The sequence below is a fragment of the Bacillus sp. NPDC094106 genome (genome assembly GCF_044764345.1).
Classification (GTDB): domain Bacteria; phylum Bacillota; class Bacilli; order Bacillales; family Bacillaceae_G; genus Bacillus_A.
Genome location: NZ_JBIWHY010000003.1, coordinates 86,131 through 105,135, shown reverse-complemented (window position 1 = coordinate 105,135; position 19,005 = coordinate 86,131). Strand labels below are relative to the sequence as shown.

At 34.5% G+C, this 19,005-nt stretch carries 15 protein-coding genes; 14 read left to right on the top strand and 1 reads right to left on the bottom strand.

All coding sequences use genetic code 11. The features are described 5' to 3' along the window. Window positions 1-171 precede the first annotated feature (171 nt). Window positions 172-1,401 carry a helix-turn-helix domain-containing protein gene (locus ACIQ7L_RS05320; RefSeq protein ID WP_400567281.1) on the top strand — a complete coding sequence of 410 codons (1,230 nt, stop codon included), beginning with the start codon at window positions 172-174 and terminating at the stop codon, window positions 1,399-1,401. Window positions 1,402-1,577: 176 nt separating this feature from the next. Here ACIQ7L_RS05320 and ACIQ7L_RS05315 read toward each other — a convergent pair whose 3' ends face one another. After that, window positions 1,578-2,135, bottom strand: a complete 558-nt coding sequence (locus tag ACIQ7L_RS05315; RefSeq protein WP_400567279.1) for a class I SAM-dependent methyltransferase — start codon at window positions 2,133-2,135, stop codon at window positions 1,578-1,580. A 316-nt stretch (window positions 2,136-2,451) separates the two neighbouring features. Between ACIQ7L_RS05315 and ACIQ7L_RS05310 the strand changes: the two genes are divergently transcribed. From ACIQ7L_RS05310 to ACIQ7L_RS05250, 13 genes are all read left to right on the top strand, one after another. Beyond that, complete coding sequence (locus ACIQ7L_RS05310; protein WP_400567277.1) at window positions 2,452-3,696, top strand: metallophosphoesterase family protein; 1,245 nt, start codon at window positions 2,452-2,454, stop codon at window positions 3,694-3,696. After that, window positions 3,693-6,620 (top strand): ATP-binding protein, encoded by a 2,928-nt coding sequence (locus tag ACIQ7L_RS05305; protein WP_400567275.1) that lies wholly within the window; start codon window positions 3,693-3,695, stop codon window positions 6,618-6,620. Before ACIQ7L_RS05310 ends, ACIQ7L_RS05305 begins: the two co-directional genes overlap by 4 nt. A 41-nt stretch (window positions 6,621-6,661) precedes the next feature. Then, window positions 6,662-7,606 carry a 3'-5' exoribonuclease YhaM gene (gene yhaM, locus ACIQ7L_RS05300; RefSeq protein ID WP_097899695.1) on the top strand — a complete coding sequence of 315 codons (945 nt, stop codon included), beginning with the start codon at window positions 6,662-6,664 and terminating at the stop codon, window positions 7,604-7,606. Window positions 7,607-8,137: 531 nt separating this feature from the next. Then, window positions 8,138-8,539, top strand: coding sequence for a DUF2871 family protein (locus ACIQ7L_RS05295; RefSeq protein WP_400567274.1), 402 nt, complete (start codon window positions 8,138-8,140; stop codon window positions 8,537-8,539). A 204-nt stretch (window positions 8,540-8,743) separates the two neighbouring features. After that, the gene (locus tag ACIQ7L_RS05290; protein WP_400567272.1) at window positions 8,744-9,838 is read left to right on the top strand and encodes a response regulator aspartate phosphatase; all 1,095 of its coding nucleotides are present in this window, start codon (window positions 8,744-8,746) and stop codon (window positions 9,836-9,838) included. Beyond that, window positions 9,838-10,065 carry a Phr family secreted Rap phosphatase inhibitor gene (locus ACIQ7L_RS05285; protein WP_400567271.1) on the top strand — a complete coding sequence of 76 codons (228 nt, stop codon included), beginning with the start codon at window positions 9,838-9,840 and terminating at the stop codon, window positions 10,063-10,065. The genes ACIQ7L_RS05290 and ACIQ7L_RS05285 overlap by 1 nt, the downstream gene beginning before the upstream one ends. Window positions 10,066-10,867: 802 nt before the next feature. After that, complete coding sequence (locus ACIQ7L_RS05280) at window positions 10,868-11,854, top strand: LacI family DNA-binding transcriptional regulator (protein WP_400567269.1); 987 nt, start codon at window positions 10,868-10,870, stop codon at window positions 11,852-11,854. Between the two features lie 139 nt (window positions 11,855-11,993). Then, complete coding sequence (locus ACIQ7L_RS05275; protein WP_400567267.1) at window positions 11,994-13,370, top strand: sucrose-specific PTS transporter subunit IIBC; 1,377 nt, start codon at window positions 11,994-11,996, stop codon at window positions 13,368-13,370. Window positions 13,371-13,390: 20 nt separating this feature from the next. Next, the gene (locus ACIQ7L_RS05270; RefSeq protein ID WP_400567265.1) at window positions 13,391-14,866 is read left to right on the top strand and encodes a glycoside hydrolase family 32 protein; all 1,476 of its coding nucleotides are present in this window, start codon (window positions 13,391-13,393) and stop codon (window positions 14,864-14,866) included. Beyond that, complete coding sequence (locus ACIQ7L_RS05265) at window positions 14,863-15,804, top strand: carbohydrate kinase family protein (protein ID WP_400567264.1); 942 nt, start codon at window positions 14,863-14,865, stop codon at window positions 15,802-15,804. Before ACIQ7L_RS05270 ends, ACIQ7L_RS05265 begins: the two co-directional genes overlap by 4 nt. 787 nt (window positions 15,805-16,591) lie before the next feature. Beyond that, complete coding sequence (locus ACIQ7L_RS05260; RefSeq protein WP_400567262.1) at window positions 16,592-17,071, top strand: hypothetical protein; 480 nt, start codon at window positions 16,592-16,594, stop codon at window positions 17,069-17,071. Between the two features lie 610 nt (window positions 17,072-17,681). After that, window positions 17,682-17,882 carry a sporulation YhaL family protein gene (locus ACIQ7L_RS05255; RefSeq protein ID WP_097899688.1) on the top strand — a complete coding sequence of 67 codons (201 nt, stop codon included), beginning with the start codon at window positions 17,682-17,684 and terminating at the stop codon, window positions 17,880-17,882. Window positions 17,883-18,234: 352 nt separating this feature from the next. Further along, complete coding sequence (locus ACIQ7L_RS05250; protein ID WP_400567260.1) at window positions 18,235-18,795, top strand: glycerol-3-phosphate responsive antiterminator; 561 nt, start codon at window positions 18,235-18,237, stop codon at window positions 18,793-18,795. The last annotated feature ends 210 nt before the right edge of the window (window positions 18,796-19,005 follow it).

Sequence of the window (19,005 nt, the reverse complement as noted above, 5' to 3'; positions counted from 1 at the left end):
ATTATTTAGATATTAATTACTAAAGAATACATGTCTTTCTGGAAAAGTTATGGTAATATTTTGGGGTAAATGGTATTTTTTTGACAATTTGTAATAACATTTTAGGGGATATGAAATGTTTTAGTTTTTATACGAAGGTTTATTATTTTATCTAATTAAAAGGGGAATATAATGAGTAATTCTATTGACACACAATATTTGTGTGATATTATACATCAAATGTTTAATGTACCTGTTCAGTTTTTATCTATAAATAAAGATATCTTATATCAATCTACTTCTAATGATATTTACAGTCCTTTTCATTCTTCTAAGGAAGAACAACTTAGTGAGCTTTATCAGGAAAATGATCTCTATAATTTTCCGCTCATAAAAACCAACAGCTATTTGGAGAATTTTGTCTTAATTCGCATAGTAGATCATAAATATGTAAATGGAACGCTTATTATTGGTCCTTCTACATATCCAAGGGTATCAGAAGATATGGTTATTAAGTTAATGAATGAATTTGATTCAAGTGCTGGAATACAAGATGGGATTGTCTACTATCATTCTATACCTGTGATTAAAAAGATCACTTTAATTCATATAGGTATTTTATTACATTACATGGTCTTTAATGAAAAGTTAGATGTAGGCACTGTTTGGGAAAAAAATAAATTACTTGAGGAAACTTCCTATAAAATAGTAAATCCTGATTTATATATTTCAACACGTCGTCAAAATAGTCCAAGTAATTACGATGTATTATTAGAAAGGGAATTTTTCACAAACATCAAGGAAGGAAATAAGAAAAAAGTAATAGAATATGCGTATGCATTCCCACAAGAAGAGGCTGTAACTTTATCAAAAGGGGATCAACTCAGACAACAAAAAAACAATGGAATTATTGCTATTACTTTAGCTACTCGATATGCAATAGGGGGTAATCTTCCATCAGAAATTGCTTTTTCGCTTAGTGCTTTATATATACAAACAATAGAACAAATAGATAACATGTACTCTGTAAATAGATTAATAGAGGATGCTTTATGTACTTTTGCAGATCGTGTGAAAGAATACAATGTTCACAAGTATTCGAATACGGTCACTAGGTGCATAAATTATATTACTAAAAATATTTATCATGAAATATCTCTCAAAGATCTTGCTAAAATTATGGATGTAAATTCCACTTATTTATCTAGATTATTTAAAAAAGAAGTGGGTATCCCTTTAAGTGAATATATTCAAAGGGAGCGGGTAGAAGAAACAAAAAAATTATTAACTTTAACTACATATCCATTATCTGATATTTGTGCTTGGCTTAACTTTAATGATCAAAGTTATTTCACAAAGGTTTTCAAAAAAGTCACTAACATGACCCCGAGACAATATCGTCAAAAACATACTGTATTATAGATACTTATACTTTGTGTTTTAGGGAGCATTATACCAAAAAAGAAAATTGTATATTAGTAAGACCTAAAATCTAAAAAAACGTTATCCTTTCTGTATATTCCTACAAAAAGAATAACGTTTTTTTATTTTATGGATACATTTAACTTTAGCTGTAAGGAGATGGGGTTGAATCCCCATCACATACAGCAAGTAAACACAAAGGCTGGTGGAATATTCCAGTTTGTTTTTTTTATTTCAATATTTGTAAAGAAAGACCGGAAAAATTGTTGTTTAAGACGTGTATATTGGAAAGTGATAAATTTTCCATCCTCCCCTAACAGTTCTTTTGTTACCTGTAATATCTTTTTAGAAGTATCCAGGGATAAACTGGTAAAGGGTAATCCTGAAACAATATAATCGACTTGGGTAATTTTATATTGCTGAATATATTTTTCCGTATACTCGGCAGAATCATGAATAATGTACACATTTTTCATGTCTGCATATTTATTTTGAAGTATATCGTAAAATTGTTTATTGCTCTCAATGATTAGCAATACTGTGTCATTATGTTTATGTTGAATGAGCTGTTCCGTAAACACTCCGGTTCCTGGTCCATACTCAATAATGCATTTTGCTTGTTCAAAATTAATAGGAGATATCATTTGTTTTGCAAGTTGCTTAGAACTTGATAATATTGCTCCTACAGTTCTTGGGTGTTTTATATATTCGCTTAAAAAATGTAGTACATTCATGGTTTTCTTCCTCTTTCCTTGTAGGATACAAGGTATACTCTACTAAAAAAAGATTAAAATACGATGAGAACAATATAAGATATTCTTAATGTCCTCCTAATACAAAAGAAAATCATCTGAAAAATAACTTCCCTATTTTAATTTTAAAAAGAACTTTAGTATGTTTTAAACATCTTTTTTATTTTTTTACACCCGTCAGAGTAAAGAATCGGAACGTTGTAGCTACTACGTCATAAAACGAGTAATTATGCAACAGAAATATGTGATACATCGTGCTAAAATAAAATTAAGTATGACGGAGAAAGGGCGTTACATTGTGAAAGAAATAAAGTTTATTCATGCGGCCGATTTACATTTAGATAGTCCGTTTAAAGGGATGGAAATGAATGTGCCAGCATCTGTTTGGGAAAGAATGAAGCAAAGTACGTTTCAGTCGTTTGAACGTATTATCGATAAAGCAATTCAAGAGCGCGTTGATTTTGTCCTGCTTGCAGGGGATTTATATGATGCGGAAACGAGAAGCTTGCGTGCACAGGTGTTTGTGAGAGAGCAGATGAAAAGGCTTGCGCAGTATGAAATTCCTGTGTATATGATTCATGGCAATCACGATCATTTAGGCGGAAGCTGGGCGGCAATTGAGTTTCCAGAGAATGTTCATGTGTTTACAGAGCCATATGTAGAAGAGAAGTCATTTTACAAAGATGGTGAACTCCTTGCATCGATTTATGGATTTAGTTACTTGCAGCAAGCCGTAACCGATAATATGACGGCGCAATATACAAAAATGAGCGACGCGCCTTTTCATATTGGGATGCTTCACGGAAGTGTGGAAGGCGGCGATGCGGAGCATAATCGTTATGCACCGTTTCAAATTCGTGAGCTGAAAGAAAAACAGTTTGATTACTGGGCTCTTGGCCATATACATAAGCGCGAAATTTTAGCAGAAGAACCATATATTGTTTACCCAGGTAATATACAAGGGCGTCACCGAAAGGAAACGGGAGAGAAAGGGGCGTACCTTGTTGAGATAACAGAGCAAGGTACGAATTGTTCCTTTTTCGGAGCGGCGGATGTTATTTGGGGAGAAATAGAAATTCGTATCGATGAATTAGAAACCGTTGATGATCTTATGACAGCTTGTACGGAAGCGATCAATGAGCGACGCAAAGCTGAGGAAGGGACGCTTTTGACAGTTTTGTTTACAGGGCAAGGATCATTGTCTCCTTATTTACGTGATGAAAAACGAGTGGAAGAGATTTTTCATATTTTAGCAGCGGGGGAAGAGCGAAGAGATTTTGTGTATGTCATTAAGTGGAAGAATGAGACGATTTCATTTGCGGAAATCGAGCGGTTAAAAGAGGAGAATCATTTTGTTGGTAACGTCCTGCAAGAGTTAGAATCATTTACGAATATGGATGCAGTGCTTCGAACGATTTGGACATCTCCTGTTGCTCGTAATGTCATTGAATCTTTTTCAGAAGAGGAGAAAGCAGAGATTCAAAAGGAAGCAGAAAATATTATATTAGAGCAATTATTCCAGCAAGAGAGGGATAAAAAATGAGAATTGAAAAACTCCATATTTATGGCTATGGAAAATTAGAAAATGTGGAAATGGATCTTTCATTGCTGACGGTGTTGTACGGTGAAAATGAAGCGGGGAAATCGACGATTCGTTCGTTTATGAAGAGTATTTTATTCGGATTTCCTACGAGAGGACAAAGGCGTTATGAACCGAAAGAAGGCGGTAAATATGGCGGTGCGATAACGGTGATGACGAAGCAGTATGGGCGACTGAAAATCGAGCGTCTTCCGAAAACAGCCGCTGGGGAAGTAACGGTTTATTTTGAAGATGGAACAACAGGCGGGGAAGAAGTTTTACAAGATATTATAAGCGGGATGAATGAGAGCTTGTTTGATTCTGTCTTTTCATTCGATATGCATGGTTTGCAAAATATTCATCAGCTTGGTGAAGCGGAGATTGGCAATTATTTATTTTCAGCAAGTGCAGTTGGAAGTGACGCATTATTACAGTTAGATAAAAAGCTGGAAAAAGAAATGGATCAGCGCTTTAAACCGAATGGTCGTAAGCCTGAAATTAATGTATCACTGCAAGAAATGAAGCAGCTTCAGGAGAAACTTAGCGAGTGGAAAGGAAAGATTGGTACGTATGAAAACCAAGTGAAGCAGCTAAAGGAAAGCGAAGAGCGTCTTGTTCATAGTCGTACTGAAAAAGAGCTGGCAGAGCAGCGAAAGCAAGACTATGAAATCTTATCGGCGCTTGAGCCTCTTGTAATTGAAAAACGGGCTTATGAAAAGTTATTAGAAGAGCAGGACGGACATTTTCCTGTTCGAGGTGCAGCGCGTTATGAAACGATAAAAGCAAAGATTGAACCGCTTTGTGTTCAGTTAGATACGCTTCAGAAAAAGATGGAGATGGTGCAATCGGAAGTGGATGCACTTGAAATAGAAGAAGCGCTTCTGCAAAAAGAAAGCTATGTAGAAGAACTTCGCATGCAGCATATGTCATATGAAAATGCGCGTCAAGAAATGCGTGATATTACTGGAAGTATTGGAAATATAAAAGAAGAAATAGAAGAATTGCAGCATCAAATTGGTACTCGTTTTGAAAAAGAAAGTGTTCTTTCATTTGATACAAGTCTTGCGGTAAAAGAATTGATTACGCAAACTGTGCAAAAGGCAAGAGAGTTAGAAACGCGAAAAGAACAGCTAGATGACCGTTTTAAAGCAGCGCAAGAGCAATTAGAAGAACAGGAAGAGAATGTAAAACACATTCAAAAACAAATGTTATCAGATGAAGAAAGACAGGTATTTGCCGAAAAGGAAAAAGCGTTTCAAGATAAGGGCTTTGTTGGTACAGGTGTTGAACGAATTCAGCGTAAATATGAAGAAAGAACGAAAGCCGCGCAGCAAAAGAAAAAGCGTTGGCAGAGAGTTTGTCTTCTTTTGTTACTTATGAATACAGGGATTTTGCTGACGAGTTTATTTTTAGATAACCGCGCTTTGTTATTTACAAGTGTTATCGTTTTTGTCCTCATTGTACTTTCGCTTGTTTTGTATAAAGATTCTTCTACTGATGGTTTGCAAGCGGAACTGCTTACATTACAGCAGAGCGCTGGAGGACGTCAAAGCGAAGAGGCACTGTCCATTCGCTATCAATTAGAAAAAGATGAAGAACTGCGCAAAGTATTTGAACGAGAGTCTTATAAATTGCAGCAAATGGAAAGAAGTTATGATAAGGTTGTTTCGGCATATGAAGAATGGGAGAGAGATACGTTTCGTATAGCGGAGCGCGTAGATGTATATAAGGGGCAATATTTATTTCCGAGCTTTTATACACATGCGCACGTATTACCGGCATTTGAACGCATTGAAAAAATACAGCAATTATATCGTGAATTAGGGAAACAATTAGAGCGAAAAGATGCATTATATGAAATGATTTCTCAGTTTGAACATAAACTAGAGAATGTTATGAAAGATACAGACTTTGATACCCTTCATATGATTCGTGATCGCATTCAGCAGGAAAAAGAAAAGAGACAGCTGTATAAACAGTTGCAAGAAAAGCTTGCTGAGTGGCAGGAAGAATATGAATTGTTACAGCACCAAATGAAGCAGCTTCTGTCAGAAAGAGATGGACTATGGAAAATGGCAGGAGCTTTGGATGAAGAAATGTTTTTAGAAGCAGGGGTGCAGGCTGAAAAGCATGAAGATGCAGAGAAACAAGTGCAGCGCTTATTACCGCAGATTGATATGTTAGAGCAGCGTTTAATAAGTTTATCATTAGCTGAGAACTACCAAGTAGAAGGCTATGAAGAGAAGCTGAAACAAGAAGCGGGGCGTATACAAGGTTTTCTCTCCAAAGAGAAAGAATTAACTGAGCGTATCGCAAAGCACCGCATAGAAATTGCAAATTTAGAAGAAGGTAGTACGTACGGTGATTTACTACATGAATGGGAAATGAAAAAGTCGCATGTGCGCGAACAAGTGAAAAAATGGGCAGCGTATGCAGCGGCAAAAACGGTGCTAACAAAAACGAAGCAATATTACCATGAAGTACAATTACCGCGCATTTTACAAAAATCGGAAGAGTATTTTGTATACTTAACAGGTGAGAAATACAGTAAGATTTTTTCACCATCAGAAACGGAGCCATTTATCGTTGAACGCAGCGATGGAGTTCGTTTTTACAGTCATGAGCTAAGTCAGGCGACAGCGGAGCAGTTGTATTTATCACTAAGATTTGCACTTGCTCATACGTTTGAACATGATTATCCATTTATTATTGATGATAGCTTTGTGCATTTTGATGCAATAAGAACAGAACGAACAACCCAGTTAATAAAAGAGATTGCGAAGGATAGACAGGTCATCTTCTTTACATGTCATGCGCATTTATTATCGTTCTTTACAGAAAAACAGATGATAAAATTAACACGTGGGCATAAAGAAAATCAGGTGTAGTGTGCTATACTAAAAGTACTTAAGTTGGTGGAGGAATCAGGATGAAAAAGAAAATTGCAGAGTATGAAGTTGGTGAACAAGTCGATATCTTCTTGTTAATTAAGACAGCGACAAAAGGAATCGCGAGTAACGGGAAGCCGTTTTTAACAGTAATCTTACAGGACCAAAGCGGCGATATTGAAGCGAAGCTATGGGATGTATCACCAGAAGTGGAGAAGCAATATGTAGCGGAAACGATTGTGAAAGTAGCTGGGGATATTCAAAATTATAAAGGGCGCATTCAACTGCGTGTGAAACAAATTCGTGTTGCGAATGCGAATGAAGTGACAGATATCTCAGACTTTGTAGAAAAAGCACCAGTGAAAAAAGAAGATATGGTGGAAAAGATTACACAGTACATATTTGAAATGAGAAACTCGAACATTCAGCGTCTGACAAGACACTTATTAAATAAACATCAAAATGAATTTTTAGATTATCCAGCAGCAACGAAAAATCATCATGAGTTCGTATCAGGACTTGCTTACCACGTTGTATCTATGCTTGATTTAGCGAAAGCAATTTCTACGCTGTATCCATCTTTAGACAAAGATTTACTGTATGCAGGTGTTATTTTACATGACCTTGGTAAAGTAATCGAATTGTCTGGTCCAATTTCAACAACGTATACGTTAGAAGGAAATCTACTTGGTCATATTTCCATCATGGTAAACGAAATTGGAAAAGCGGCAGATGAGTTAAAAATTGAAGGCGAAGAAGTATTGCTTCTTCAGCACATCGTTTTATCTCATCACGGAAAAGCGGAATGGGGTAGTCCAAAACCACCATTAGTAAAAGAAGCAGAAATTCTGCATTACATTGATAATTTAGACGCGAAGATGAACATGATGGATCGTGCACTTGGACGCACGAAACCAGGTGAATACACAGAGCGTGTCTTTGCACTTGATAATCGTTCATTCTATAAGCCTTCTTTTCATAACTAACTAAATAAAATCTTATGAGGCAAGTGGTTTTAGTGTATAGCTAAGATCACTTGCCTTTGTTATTTTTAAAAATCATTGTAATGATTGATAGATGTACGGACATGTTGTTTGGAAAATAAAGACTATCGTATCGCAACCCACGATATTCAAGTTGCTGCTATGCAGAATACAACATGACATCTTTGTTCACATAACGTTCAATTGTTTTGTATAATCAAATATTATATAATTATAATAAAATTGAAAAAATTCGAGTTGTTATAACATGACTCCTGAGAAACTAGGAGTTTTTGCTATATACCTATCATGATTTGAAAATAGAATAGGAATTTACGAATCAAAAGTAACCTACATTCGTTTGCTCTTTCTGTTTTTACTTCGCATGTGGCAGGAAAAGGCCCTGACCGCTTCTATGCATGGCCAGATGCTCTCTCCCACCTGAAAAGAGGGGGTTTTATGTCGTTTTTTTAATTGATGTATATATAAATACCCAGACATCAACATTAATCATTCTACTTTAGGAGGTATATGATGAAAAAATTATATAATGCATCGTTTACATATTTAATTATCGGTTTATTATCAGGTGTATTCGCTAGAGAATATGCAAAAGCAAAAGGCATTCTAGGATCTACTCTGCTGAACCTTTTACACACACATACGCTAGTACTTGGATTTTTATTTTTCTTAATTGCCTTAGCACTATCAAAATCATTTGCATTTCATGAAGTGAAAAGTTTTGATATGTGGTTTATCGTCCATAATATTGGATTAATTTTAACACTTTCTTCACTGGCAGCCCGAGGACTTCTTCAACTAAATGGAGCTGATTTTAAAGGGTTAACTTATATAGTAGCAATCTCTCATTCTATCATTGGTTTCAGTCTTGTTTGGTTTATGATTCTATTAAAAAAATCATGCAAAGATAAATAAGGAATTTCCATTTTACGGATCATGAATTCGAAAATTATAGTAAGGAAGTCGTCTCTTATGAGTCGGCTTTTTGTTGTGTATTTAGTCGTGAATATTCTGAAAATTATTTATCAACTAATTTAAAAGAGGGGGTTATATATACTTCGCTAAATTATGTTAATATTGAAATAATTACAAATAAAGGGAAAAGGGGGATGAATTGCTGTGAGTGCACATGTAGTAACGAAAGAACAAATGAAACATTCATTAGACGATTGGTATCATTCGATGTTGCAACAACAAGTAGAAAAAGCTACAAACTTAAAACAAGAAATTGATAATAAAATCAATCATGTAGAAGCTGATCAAGACGTGTTATTGTATTATACATTATTAGATTTCAGATATAATGTCCTGACTGACTGGATTGCAATCAAAGAAGATAGTTTTGATCAGGTAGAATCTTTTGAAGTCCCAACAGAAGGATTCCTGGCATATTATTATCATTTCTTCAAAGCTTTTCATTTGAGACTTATCACAAATTATACAGAAGCAAAAGAACAGTTTGATATAGCTGAAAAACTATTAAAATATATTATAAACCCATTTGAAAAAGCTGAATTTAACTATAGATTAGGAGAATTTTATTATCACTCATACCAACAAGTAAAATCACTTGAATACATCCAAAAAGCAAAAGAAGAATTTTCTAAGCAAGCAGGATATGAAAAAAATCTTGCATTATGTGAAAATATATATGGACTATGTTGTATCGATTTAAAACAATTTGAATTAGCTGAAGAAAGTCTTAATAATTCTTTAGAGGTATTTCAAAATGCAAAGCATGAAAAGTATGTTCTAATGGTTAGAAGTAATCTAGGGTGGATGTACGGAAGTCAAGATTTATCAGAATTAGCGATTCGTCATATTTCTGAAGTTGTTGAAAAAGCCCCTAAACATTACAAAGCGGTTTTTACTATGGCTGAAGAGTATTATAAATTAGGTGAATCAGAACTTGCAGATAAGTATATCGAATTTGGACTTCAAGTTTGTAATGAACTAAAAAATAAAGAGTTTCAATATCGTTTTATGATATTGAAAGAATTGAACAAAGAATTAAATACAGCAGGATTAGAAAAGGTCATTGTAGAAGGGATTTCATATTTTGAAAGTGAAAATTTACTAGAATGTGTAAAAGAATACACTGAAAAATTAGCAATTAAATTTTATGAAGAAGACAATCATTTGAAAGCAAGTAAGTATTTCTACATGAGTAATAAAGCAAGCAAAAAATATGTTGAAAAAGGAGCATTAAAATAATGAAAAAAATTAGTGGATTAGTAACAGCGATAGCGATAACTGGTATTTTAACAGTTGGTTTGAACACATTTACTAAATCAAGCCACTATGTGAACCGTGGCGATACAGGTGGAGCTCCTGCAAGACCTGATTTTGCACCTGCATATGAACATGGGAAAACTTGGATTTCTGGTGGTATTGTAGTAGAAGAAAGTCACGCTGATTTTCCAGCACCACAAGAAAGTTAAGTAAATTTACAGCAAAAAAGAAGAACGTTTACCCTCACTAATAGGCGTTCTTCTTTTATTTTTCTCCTTTATTCTTTGTCTTCAAAATCACGTAAGTTAGAAAGTAAATCTTGAAATGATGAGTAGATAAAATGCTTCTTTCATATCCTCCTTCTCATGATGCCCAAAAACAACTATTGGGGCTTCGAAATGATCTCGGTAATCAAAACATAAGACGTTTCGATCATAATGAAAATACCAATACAAGTAGGACGCGGAAAAATCCAGATTATTAGGAGAGTATAATAAAGCTAGCGGTTTATATAGCAGTAGAACCAAATCGTGTAATAAGTATTAGAAGATATAAAGTATATAAATCCATTTTTATTTTTCAACATATAAGTCGCTGCTATGCGGAACAAAATATGACCTGCGCTCGCTTTCTCCTTTTGTTTTCACCTTTGCATGGGGCAAGAAAAGGCCCTGACCGCTTCTATGCATGGCCAGATGCTCTCGCCCATCTAAAAAGAAAGGGTTTTTTATGTCTGACTTTCAATTTGTATGTATATAGTAATGCACTTTTAACTTTAAAAATAGCCAAAATAAGTAATAATATATGAAAACCTATCTAGTATGAGTTAATATTAATAGTGTGCAACATGTTAACACATGTACTTGTTTTTATTCTGCTATTTGCGGGCAATCATACTCCCGCCTCAAAATTCAGCGAAAGCAAAGAAGATAGACGGGAGATAAGCAGCTTATAAAAGCTCAATTGATGAAGGTTATGGAACAAATCTAGTTTATTAAAGAGGAGAAAAGAATGGCAAAAAATATATCAGACATTGCTAAATTAGCAGGTGTCGCAAAAAGTACCGTTTCTCGTTATTTGAATGGTGGGTATGTCAGTGATAAAACAAAACAAAAAATTGAAGCGATTATTCAAGAAACAAATTTTTCTCCTAATACATTCGCGCGAAGTTTAAAAGCAAAAACAACAAATTTAATTGGCGTTATCGTTCCGCGTTTAGACTCTTTTGCTACGACGAAAACCCTTATTGGAATCGACAATGCGCTTCGTGAACAGGGTTATCAAATGCTTGTGGCAAACGCAAATCAAAGGCAAGAAATAGAGATTGAAGCGATTGAAAACTTTGCAAAACAAAAAGTAGCTGGAATTATTTTATTAACGACAAAATTAACAGAGCAACATAATAAAGTGCTGAGTACATTAAAAATTCCTGTTTTATTCGTCGGTCAACAATACGAAGATCATTATTGTCTCATTCACAATGATTTTGAGGCGGCGTTTGAATTAGGATCATACATTCTATCACAAGGCCACCGTCATATTGCTTATTTAGGAGTAACGGAAGAAGATGTCTCAGTTGGGGTAAAGAGAAAACAAGGTTTTCAAAAGGCAGTTCAAACTCTCGCTCCATCATGCAACGTTACGTATTATGAAACAACTTTTCATGTCAAAGATGCAATGGAGCAAGTAGCACATATTTTGGAAAATAACCGTCCTACTATTATTGTTTGCGCAACAGATAACATCGCCATTGGTGCAATAAAGGTTATTCATGAAAGCAACCTTTCTGTACCAGCAGATATTTCCGTTACAGGATTTGGAGGTTATGATATTTCTGAAATAATTCATCCTAGTTTAACAACTGTTTCATTTGACTACCATTACGCTGGAACGATTGCTGCTACATCTATCATACAGTTAGTTGAAAATAAAGATATTCCAAAAATAGTAAATTCAAAATATGTATTAAAAATTCGAGAAAGTATTGACAAAATGTGAAAGCGTTTTATAATTCTTTATAGAACCGGTTCCGCATTTTGAAAAATGAAGACAGGATTTCTTTTGTATATGAAAGACCTGTCTTTTATTTTAATCATTTACGGAACCGGTTCCGCAAAATGAATTAGGAGGACTTTGAATGGATATGAAAGAGACTGCCGCTAGTGTATTGCAACATATCGGCGGAAAAGAAAATGTTATAAGTGCAACTCATTGTGCAACACGTCTTCGTCTTGTTTTAAAGGATGAATCAAAAGTAACACAAACAGAAATCGAAAACATAGAAGGCGTGAAAGGTGCTTTTTCTACAGGTGAGCAGTATCAAATTATTTTTGGAACAGGAATTGTTAACAAAGTATATGAACAATTTGCGAATCTTATCGGCTTATCTGAAATCGATCCTCAGACGCATACAGAAGCTGTAAAGAAAAAAATGAATCCAATTGCTCGGTTAGCAAAAGTATTATCAAATATTTTCGTGCCAATCATTCCGGCCATTGTTGCCAGCGGTTTATTAATGGGCTTACTCGGAATGTTGAAAGCGTTTAAATTAGTGCCGGCTGATCATGCTCTCATTCAATTGCTTGATATATTTTCAAGTACAGCGTTTATTATTTTACCGATTTTACTTGGGGTTAGTGCTGCAAAAGAATTTGGCGGTAATATTTTCTTAGGAGCAGTCATCGGAGGTATTTTAACTCATCCTGCATTAATGAACCCTTGGACACTTGGGAATGCGAAACCGGCGGTATTGCATTTTCTTGGTATGGACATTGATATGATTGGTTACCAAGGCACAGTTCTTCCTGTTTTATTATGTGTATATGTAATGAGTGTAATAGAAAAGCAGTTACGAAAACGTGTACCAAATTCTTTGGATTTATTAATTACACCTTTTTTAACTGTTGTGATTACAGGTTTTCTATCATTAATTATTATCGGTCCTATCGGTTATAAATTTGGTGATGGTATTACGTACATTTTAAATACTGTATATCAAGTTGCTGGGCCAGTTGCTGGATTTATTTTTGGCGGTTTATATTCGACTATCGTTTTAACAGGATTGCACCATAGTTTCCATGCTATTGAAGCCGGGCTACTTGCTAATAAAGATATCGGTGTAAACTTTTTACTACCGATATGGTCTATGGCAAATGTTGCGCAAGGCGGGGCAGCTTTAGCTGTTTATTTTAAAACAACAAATACAAAAACGAAAAGTATTGCAATTCCTTCTGCTATTTCAGCTTTTTTAGGAATTACAGAGCCTGCAATCTTTGGTGTGAATTTAAAGCTAGGAAAACCGTTTATTGCCGCAGGGATTGGCGGAGCTTTTGGCGGGGCATACGTTGTGTTTACGAATGTTGTGGCAAATGCTTATGGTTTAACAGGGATTCCGATGCTTACGATTGTGGCCCCATTAGGAATGATGAATGTCGTTCATTATGTAATTGGATTTGCTATTGCTGTTATTACAGCGTTTATTGCGACAATGCTTCTATATAAAGAAAAGAACTAATTTTTTGAGGTGAACACCCTATGGATAAATATAGAACAATACGAGAGGCAAAAGGGTGTGAATTGACTTCGATAGAGAAAATTGCAAATCAAGACTCTTGGAAGCCTATTTATCACATTCATCCGCCATATGGATTAATGAATGATCCAAACGGTGTATCTTATTATAATAATGAGTACCACGTGTTTTATCAGTGGTACCCATTTGCTCCTATTCATGGAATGAAACATTGGGCGCATGTGAAATCTAAAGACTTGATTCACTGGGAACGTATGCCTGTGGCAATTACTCCTACTGAAAGTTATGAATCCCACGGTGCTTATTCTGGGGGAGCTTTCGTAAAAGATGACATACTTCACTTGTTTTATACAGGAAATGTAAAACATACTGATGGATCGCGTGACGCTAATCAATGTGTTGCCTTCATGAATAAACAATATGAGGTTGCAAAAGCAGAATATAATCCAATTATTCGGAGTGTTCCCGCTGGATATACGGGACATGTTCGTGATCCGAAAATTTGGAAGTGTGATGATTTTTATTACATGATGCTCGGTGCACAACGGGAAAACGAAACAGGTACACTTCTTATCTATCAATCAAAAGACTTGTATGATTGGAAGTTGCAAGGGGAATTACAAACAAATTTAAAAGATTCCGGCTTTATGTGGGAGTGTCCTGACTATTTTCATTTAGATGGGAAAGATATTCTTATTTTTTCTCCGCAAGGTATTCAAGCAACAAAGGATAGCTATCAAAATGTTTATAATGTTATTTACGCAATTGGGACATTAGATCTAGAAAATTTATACTTTCACGTTGATTCTTATTATGAGTTAGATAAAGGGTTTGATTTTTACGCACCGCAAACATTGCAAGATCCGTCTGGACGCCGCATTATGTTTGCGTGGGCGGGATCAAGTGAAATGACGTATCCTTCAGATGATTTTATGTGGGCACATTGTTTAACGATTCCACGTGAGTTAACTCTTGAAAATAACGTGTTAAAACAACGTCCGATTGGTGAATTAAAGAAATTACGGACATCTTCTAAAACAGTGTCAGGTTGTTTACAGAATGAAACATATGTATTATCTGACCTTTTCAAAGAACACTCCTACGAATTAGAAGTACGATTACAATCTGAAAAGGCAAATGTATTTGGTATTTCCTTATTCCATTATCATGAAGAATCATTCCCGATTACTTTTCGGCGTGATCAAGGGATCGTTTCTATTGAGCGCGGAAGCTTCCAACATCGTTTTGGGGGAGAATATGGTTACAAACGCTGTAAACAAATTCCAATCCAAGATACAATGAAAATGCGTATTTTCGTAGATCAAAGCATTGTTGAAATCTTCTTATGTGATGGAGAAACTGTGTTTACATCGCGAGTATTCCCTCGTAAAGATATCGAGTACAACATCTCTCTTTTCTCAGATGAAAAGATGGAATTTCATATAACACAATACAAACTTGGGAGAGGATTGGAATGAAACAAGTATTTTGTATCGGTGAATTATTAATTGATTTCATTTGTTGTGATACACATGTACCATTAACAGATGGAGTACACTTTGAAAAAAAAGCTGGCGGAGCTCCTGCCAATGTTGCTGCAGCAATTACAAAATTAGGCGGAAAGGCTTCATTCATTGGACAAGTCGGAAACGACCCTTTTGGAGAATTTCTAGAAAAAACATTGCAAGAAAACTGTGTCGATACTTCTATGCTTATAAAAGAGAACCAAACGACATTAGCTTTTGTCTCTATTGATCAACATGGTGAACGTGATTTTACTTTTATGCGTGGTGCTGATGGAGAATATCAGTTTCATAAAATCGATCTTTCTAAAATGTACAAACATGATATCATTCATTTTGGGTCAGCGACAGCTTTGTTACCTGGGCATTTAAAAGAAACTTATTTTCAGCTGCTACAATATGCAAAAGAACAAAACCACTTTATTTCCTTTGATCCAAACTATCGTGATGCATTAATTACAGATAAACAGCAATTTTGCGAGGATTGCTTAACTTTCATTGCACAAGCCCATTTCGTAAAAGTAAGCGAAGAGGAAGCAATCATGCTTTCTAAAGAAACAAATATGAATAAAGCTGCACAGTTTTTACTTGAAAAAGGCGCAAAGGTAGTTGCGATTACACTTGGAAAACAAGGTACGCTTCTTGCAACTAGTGAAGGGAATGCTATTATTCCTTCTGTTCCTGTGAAACAGGTAGATTCAACTGGTGCCGGAGATGCGTTCGTAGGTGCAATGCTTTATCAACTTTCTAAAGAAGAAAATCTATTTGACTTTAACTTTGAAAAACTTTGTACATTTGTTGCATTTGCTAACAAAGTTGGAGCAATTACTTGTACAAATTACGGAGCCATTCAATCCTTACCAACATTAAAAGATATTGTTAAATTTAAATGAGTATGAACTGCACCCTATAAAAAGACCATGAAGAATCAAGCACTTAAAAGATGGTTTCGGTATTCACCGGAACCATCTTTTTTAGTGTCCGCGATTCAGGGTACAGTTCATCTCTTTCTTTATAAGAGTACATAAGAACAAGTACAAAAGGGTATAAAATGCTTAAAAATCACCAAGTATACTATGCATGATGATTTTTAAGCATTTTGTGCTAGAATGGCGCTTAGTTAAATAAAAAACGATAATGAAAAGAGTCTTTTAATAGGTTTACAGTTTTAACGCAATATAATTAAAAATGCCCTTAGTATAGTGGATTTTCGAAATATAACGATACCCTCAATGAAATTCAGTTATTCTCTTAGAAAATAGTTTAATTTTGGTTTTTATTGTTTGTATTTTTTAGTATAATATGAATTCCAATTGCTAGAAGAGCAGATTCTATTAGTAAGAATGTATGAAAGAAAAGTATTAACAAGATGGGGTTCGATTAAGATACATGTAATTTTGGAACACAGCCTGTATTCTATTTCTAACATTAGGTTTTTTGTATAGCGAAAAAGTATTGCACTAATAATGTTACAGATTATTTTTGATACAGTATTTTGTTACATCTAGTTCATCGATTAGGATAGTTCATATTTTTAAATAAAAACGAATGTTTATATTACAAATATCTTCGGAAAATAGTTTTTAGTAAATAATGTATCCGTATGACCTAGTTTTACGCGTATCTCCGCTGACTCCCAAGATCAATTTTCAATTCATTATTTTTTAGGAGATGAGTAATATGTTTGTTTATTTCTATTATTTGGTTTTATATTTTTTTACAGTAGTATATGGAGTACAAATTATTTCGTTTGCAGACCCACTTATTAGTATGTTTGTAGCTTCAGATTCAGTAGAAGTATTTATTTTTATGTTAATAATGTCTAGTATACTGTCAGGTATATTATCATTACTTTTACACTTTATCTATATTTGGAGATGTGATTCAAATACATTTTTAAAAAGGTTTTATCAGGTGCATTTTTTTGCTACATATATTTCAGGTGCGTTTTCAATAGTAAATATAGGAGGGAAAACGTTAGAAGAATGGGGATTTAAAGGTACTGTAGTAGATGGTAATGAAAAAATGACTTATCTTATGTTGTTCTTTATTGCAATATCAAATAATGCTTTTTATAAAACTTTCGAAAAAGAGATTGTTAATAAACTTGAATCCATGGTAAGTAAAGCGAAGTTAAAGGTAAAAACAAATTCGAAATAGGGGCTGTCCAAAAAGTCAGGGTAACTGACTTTTTGGGGCCCTTTTCATTTTTTATGAGCAATCAGATGACTCCACCGCCATGCGATCGTTGTATCTTCAATGTAAATAGCTGGAAGAGTGATTCCTAAGTATGTACCTTTACTTTCATCTTTAAGAATCCGATTTCTAGTATAGGATTTACAAGAGATCGGTCATATAAGGTGATTTCGAATATACTTAGTGGTTTAGCGATGACAGTATGGGCAAACAGTATTTATTCTATGTAAATGATAACATGGAGGCTTATCAAAATAAGACTTATCTTATTATCTCAGCTATAACACTTGTTTTCTGTATATATTATTTAATAAAATTGCACAAAAAAAATCCGAAATGGTATTTTATGAGAAATATTTAAGCATTTAGGCTCTTAAAGTTAAAAGCACGTTACTATTTTCTTATATTTAATGAGAAGGATAGTCCTTATTTACAAAAAAATAGTCTTAGCGTACAGCATACACCTTAAAATGTTTCCAGATTATGTATGAGTGTAAAATTTTAATCATAAATCCATTCTTCCTTTCATACAGTGAAACTAACAAGGCTTGTCTTAGGAAAGGAAGGAAATCAATTGGAAACTTTACCATGGTGGATTTATCTTATTATTATTGGGATTGTTGTAAGTGGCTACATGGTTTTATATACTTCGAAAAAAGAACAAGAGATGGATAATGAATTTATCGAAAAAGAAGGAGAAGTATATATGAAGCGTTTAGAAGAAGAACGTGAGAGACGTAACCAAGATAGTGATAAAGACTCGGTTTTACTGTAATGCAGGAAAGAGTGGGTAACGGATCGGTTATCCACTCTTTTTATGCTATATTGATATTTCGATAGGATACAACAGTAAGAGAAGTGAAAGTTTTTCCTACTATCTGAATCCATTTTAATTTTTCGATATCTAAATCTTTGCTATGCAGAATAAAAAGTAACCTACACTCGTTTACTCTTTCTGTTTTTACTTCGCATGCGGCAGAAAAAGGCCATGACCGCTTCTATGCATGGCCAGATGCTCTCTCTCACCTAAAAAGAGGGGTTTTTTAATTGATGTATATATAGCTTTTCTTTTCGTTTAAATTGTGTACTATAAAAGGTAGGAAGACGTAAAAAAGGGGACTTTTGGAATGGAATTTCATGAACAAAGGATTTTGCCAGCTGTTCGGCAGATTAAGGATTTAGAAAAGTTATTACATAGTTCGTATGAGTATATTGTGATTTTAGATATTCATATCGGTCAATTGCAGAGTGTTGTGGCACTAGCGAAGCAGCATTGTAAAAAAGTATTTTTACATGTTGATTTAATCCATGGATTGCAAAGTGATGGATATGCAACAGAGTTTTTATGCCAAACGTTTAAACCTTATGGATTGTTATCGACAAAAGCAAATGTCATTATGAAGGCGAAGCAAAAAGATGTCGTTGCGATTCAGCGCATCTTTTTAATTGATTCTAGTGCGATGGAAAAGAGTTGTAATCTTTTAGAGAAGACAAAGCCAGATTATATCGAGGTACTTCCAGGAGCTTTAACCGGTGTAATTGCCGAGGTGAAAGAGCGGACAGGCGTGCCGATTTTGGCAGGTGGTTTTATTCGCAGTGTTGATGATGTAGAAAGAGCATTAGCAGCTGGTGCAACAGCGATTACAACATCGAACAAAGAGTTATGGAAATATTATCAAAAAAAGTGACAAAAATATGAGAGAATTTTATTGACACCGCTTTCATTTATGGTTTACATTATAGATAAGTTAATAAACGTGACGGAGAAAAGAAGAGATCCACATTTCATTGTTTCTATATTTCTATGTAGAAGCATGTAGACTGTGGATCTTTTCTTTTGAAAAAAAACGAATGACCATTCATTTTATCTCCGTCACATTGAAAGTGTTTAAATCAAG

What these genes read in the sequence shown, in the direction of transcription:
- ACIQ7L_RS05295 (WP_400567274.1), top strand. Translation starts at nt 8,138, where the DNA reads ATGAAAAAATTATATAATGCATCGTTTACATATTTAATTATCGGTTTA.
- ACIQ7L_RS05265 (WP_400567264.1), top strand. Translation starts at nt 14,863, where the DNA reads ATGAAACAAGTATTTTGTATCGGTGAATTATTAATTGATTTCATTTGT.
- ACIQ7L_RS05285 (WP_400567271.1), top strand. Translation starts at nt 9,838, where the DNA reads ATGAAAAAAATTAGTGGATTAGTAACAGCGATAGCGATAACTGGTATT.
- ACIQ7L_RS05250 (WP_400567260.1), top strand. Translation starts at nt 18,235, where the DNA reads ATGGAATTTCATGAACAAAGGATTTTGCCAGCTGTTCGGCAGATTAAG.
- ACIQ7L_RS05280 (WP_400567269.1), top strand. Translation starts at nt 10,868, where the DNA reads ATGGCAAAAAATATATCAGACATTGCTAAATTAGCAGGTGTCGCAAAA.
- yhaM (WP_097899695.1), top strand. Translation starts at nt 6,662, where the DNA reads ATGAAAAAGAAAATTGCAGAGTATGAAGTTGGTGAACAAGTCGATATC.
- ACIQ7L_RS05260 (WP_400567262.1), top strand. Translation starts at nt 16,592, where the DNA reads ATGTTTGTTTATTTCTATTATTTGGTTTTATATTTTTTTACAGTAGTA.
- ACIQ7L_RS05305 (WP_400567275.1), top strand. Translation starts at nt 3,693, where the DNA reads ATGAGAATTGAAAAACTCCATATTTATGGCTATGGAAAATTAGAAAAT.
- ACIQ7L_RS05320 (WP_400567281.1), top strand. Translation starts at nt 172, where the DNA reads ATGAGTAATTCTATTGACACACAATATTTGTGTGATATTATACATCAA.
- ACIQ7L_RS05270 (WP_400567265.1), top strand. Translation starts at nt 13,391, where the DNA reads ATGGATAAATATAGAACAATACGAGAGGCAAAAGGGTGTGAATTGACT.
- ACIQ7L_RS05315 (WP_400567279.1), bottom strand. Translation starts at nt 2,135, where the DNA reads ATGAATGTACTACATTTTTTAAGCGAATATATAAAACACCCAAGAACT.
- ACIQ7L_RS05275 (WP_400567267.1), top strand. Translation starts at nt 11,994, where the DNA reads ATGGATATGAAAGAGACTGCCGCTAGTGTATTGCAACATATCGGCGGA.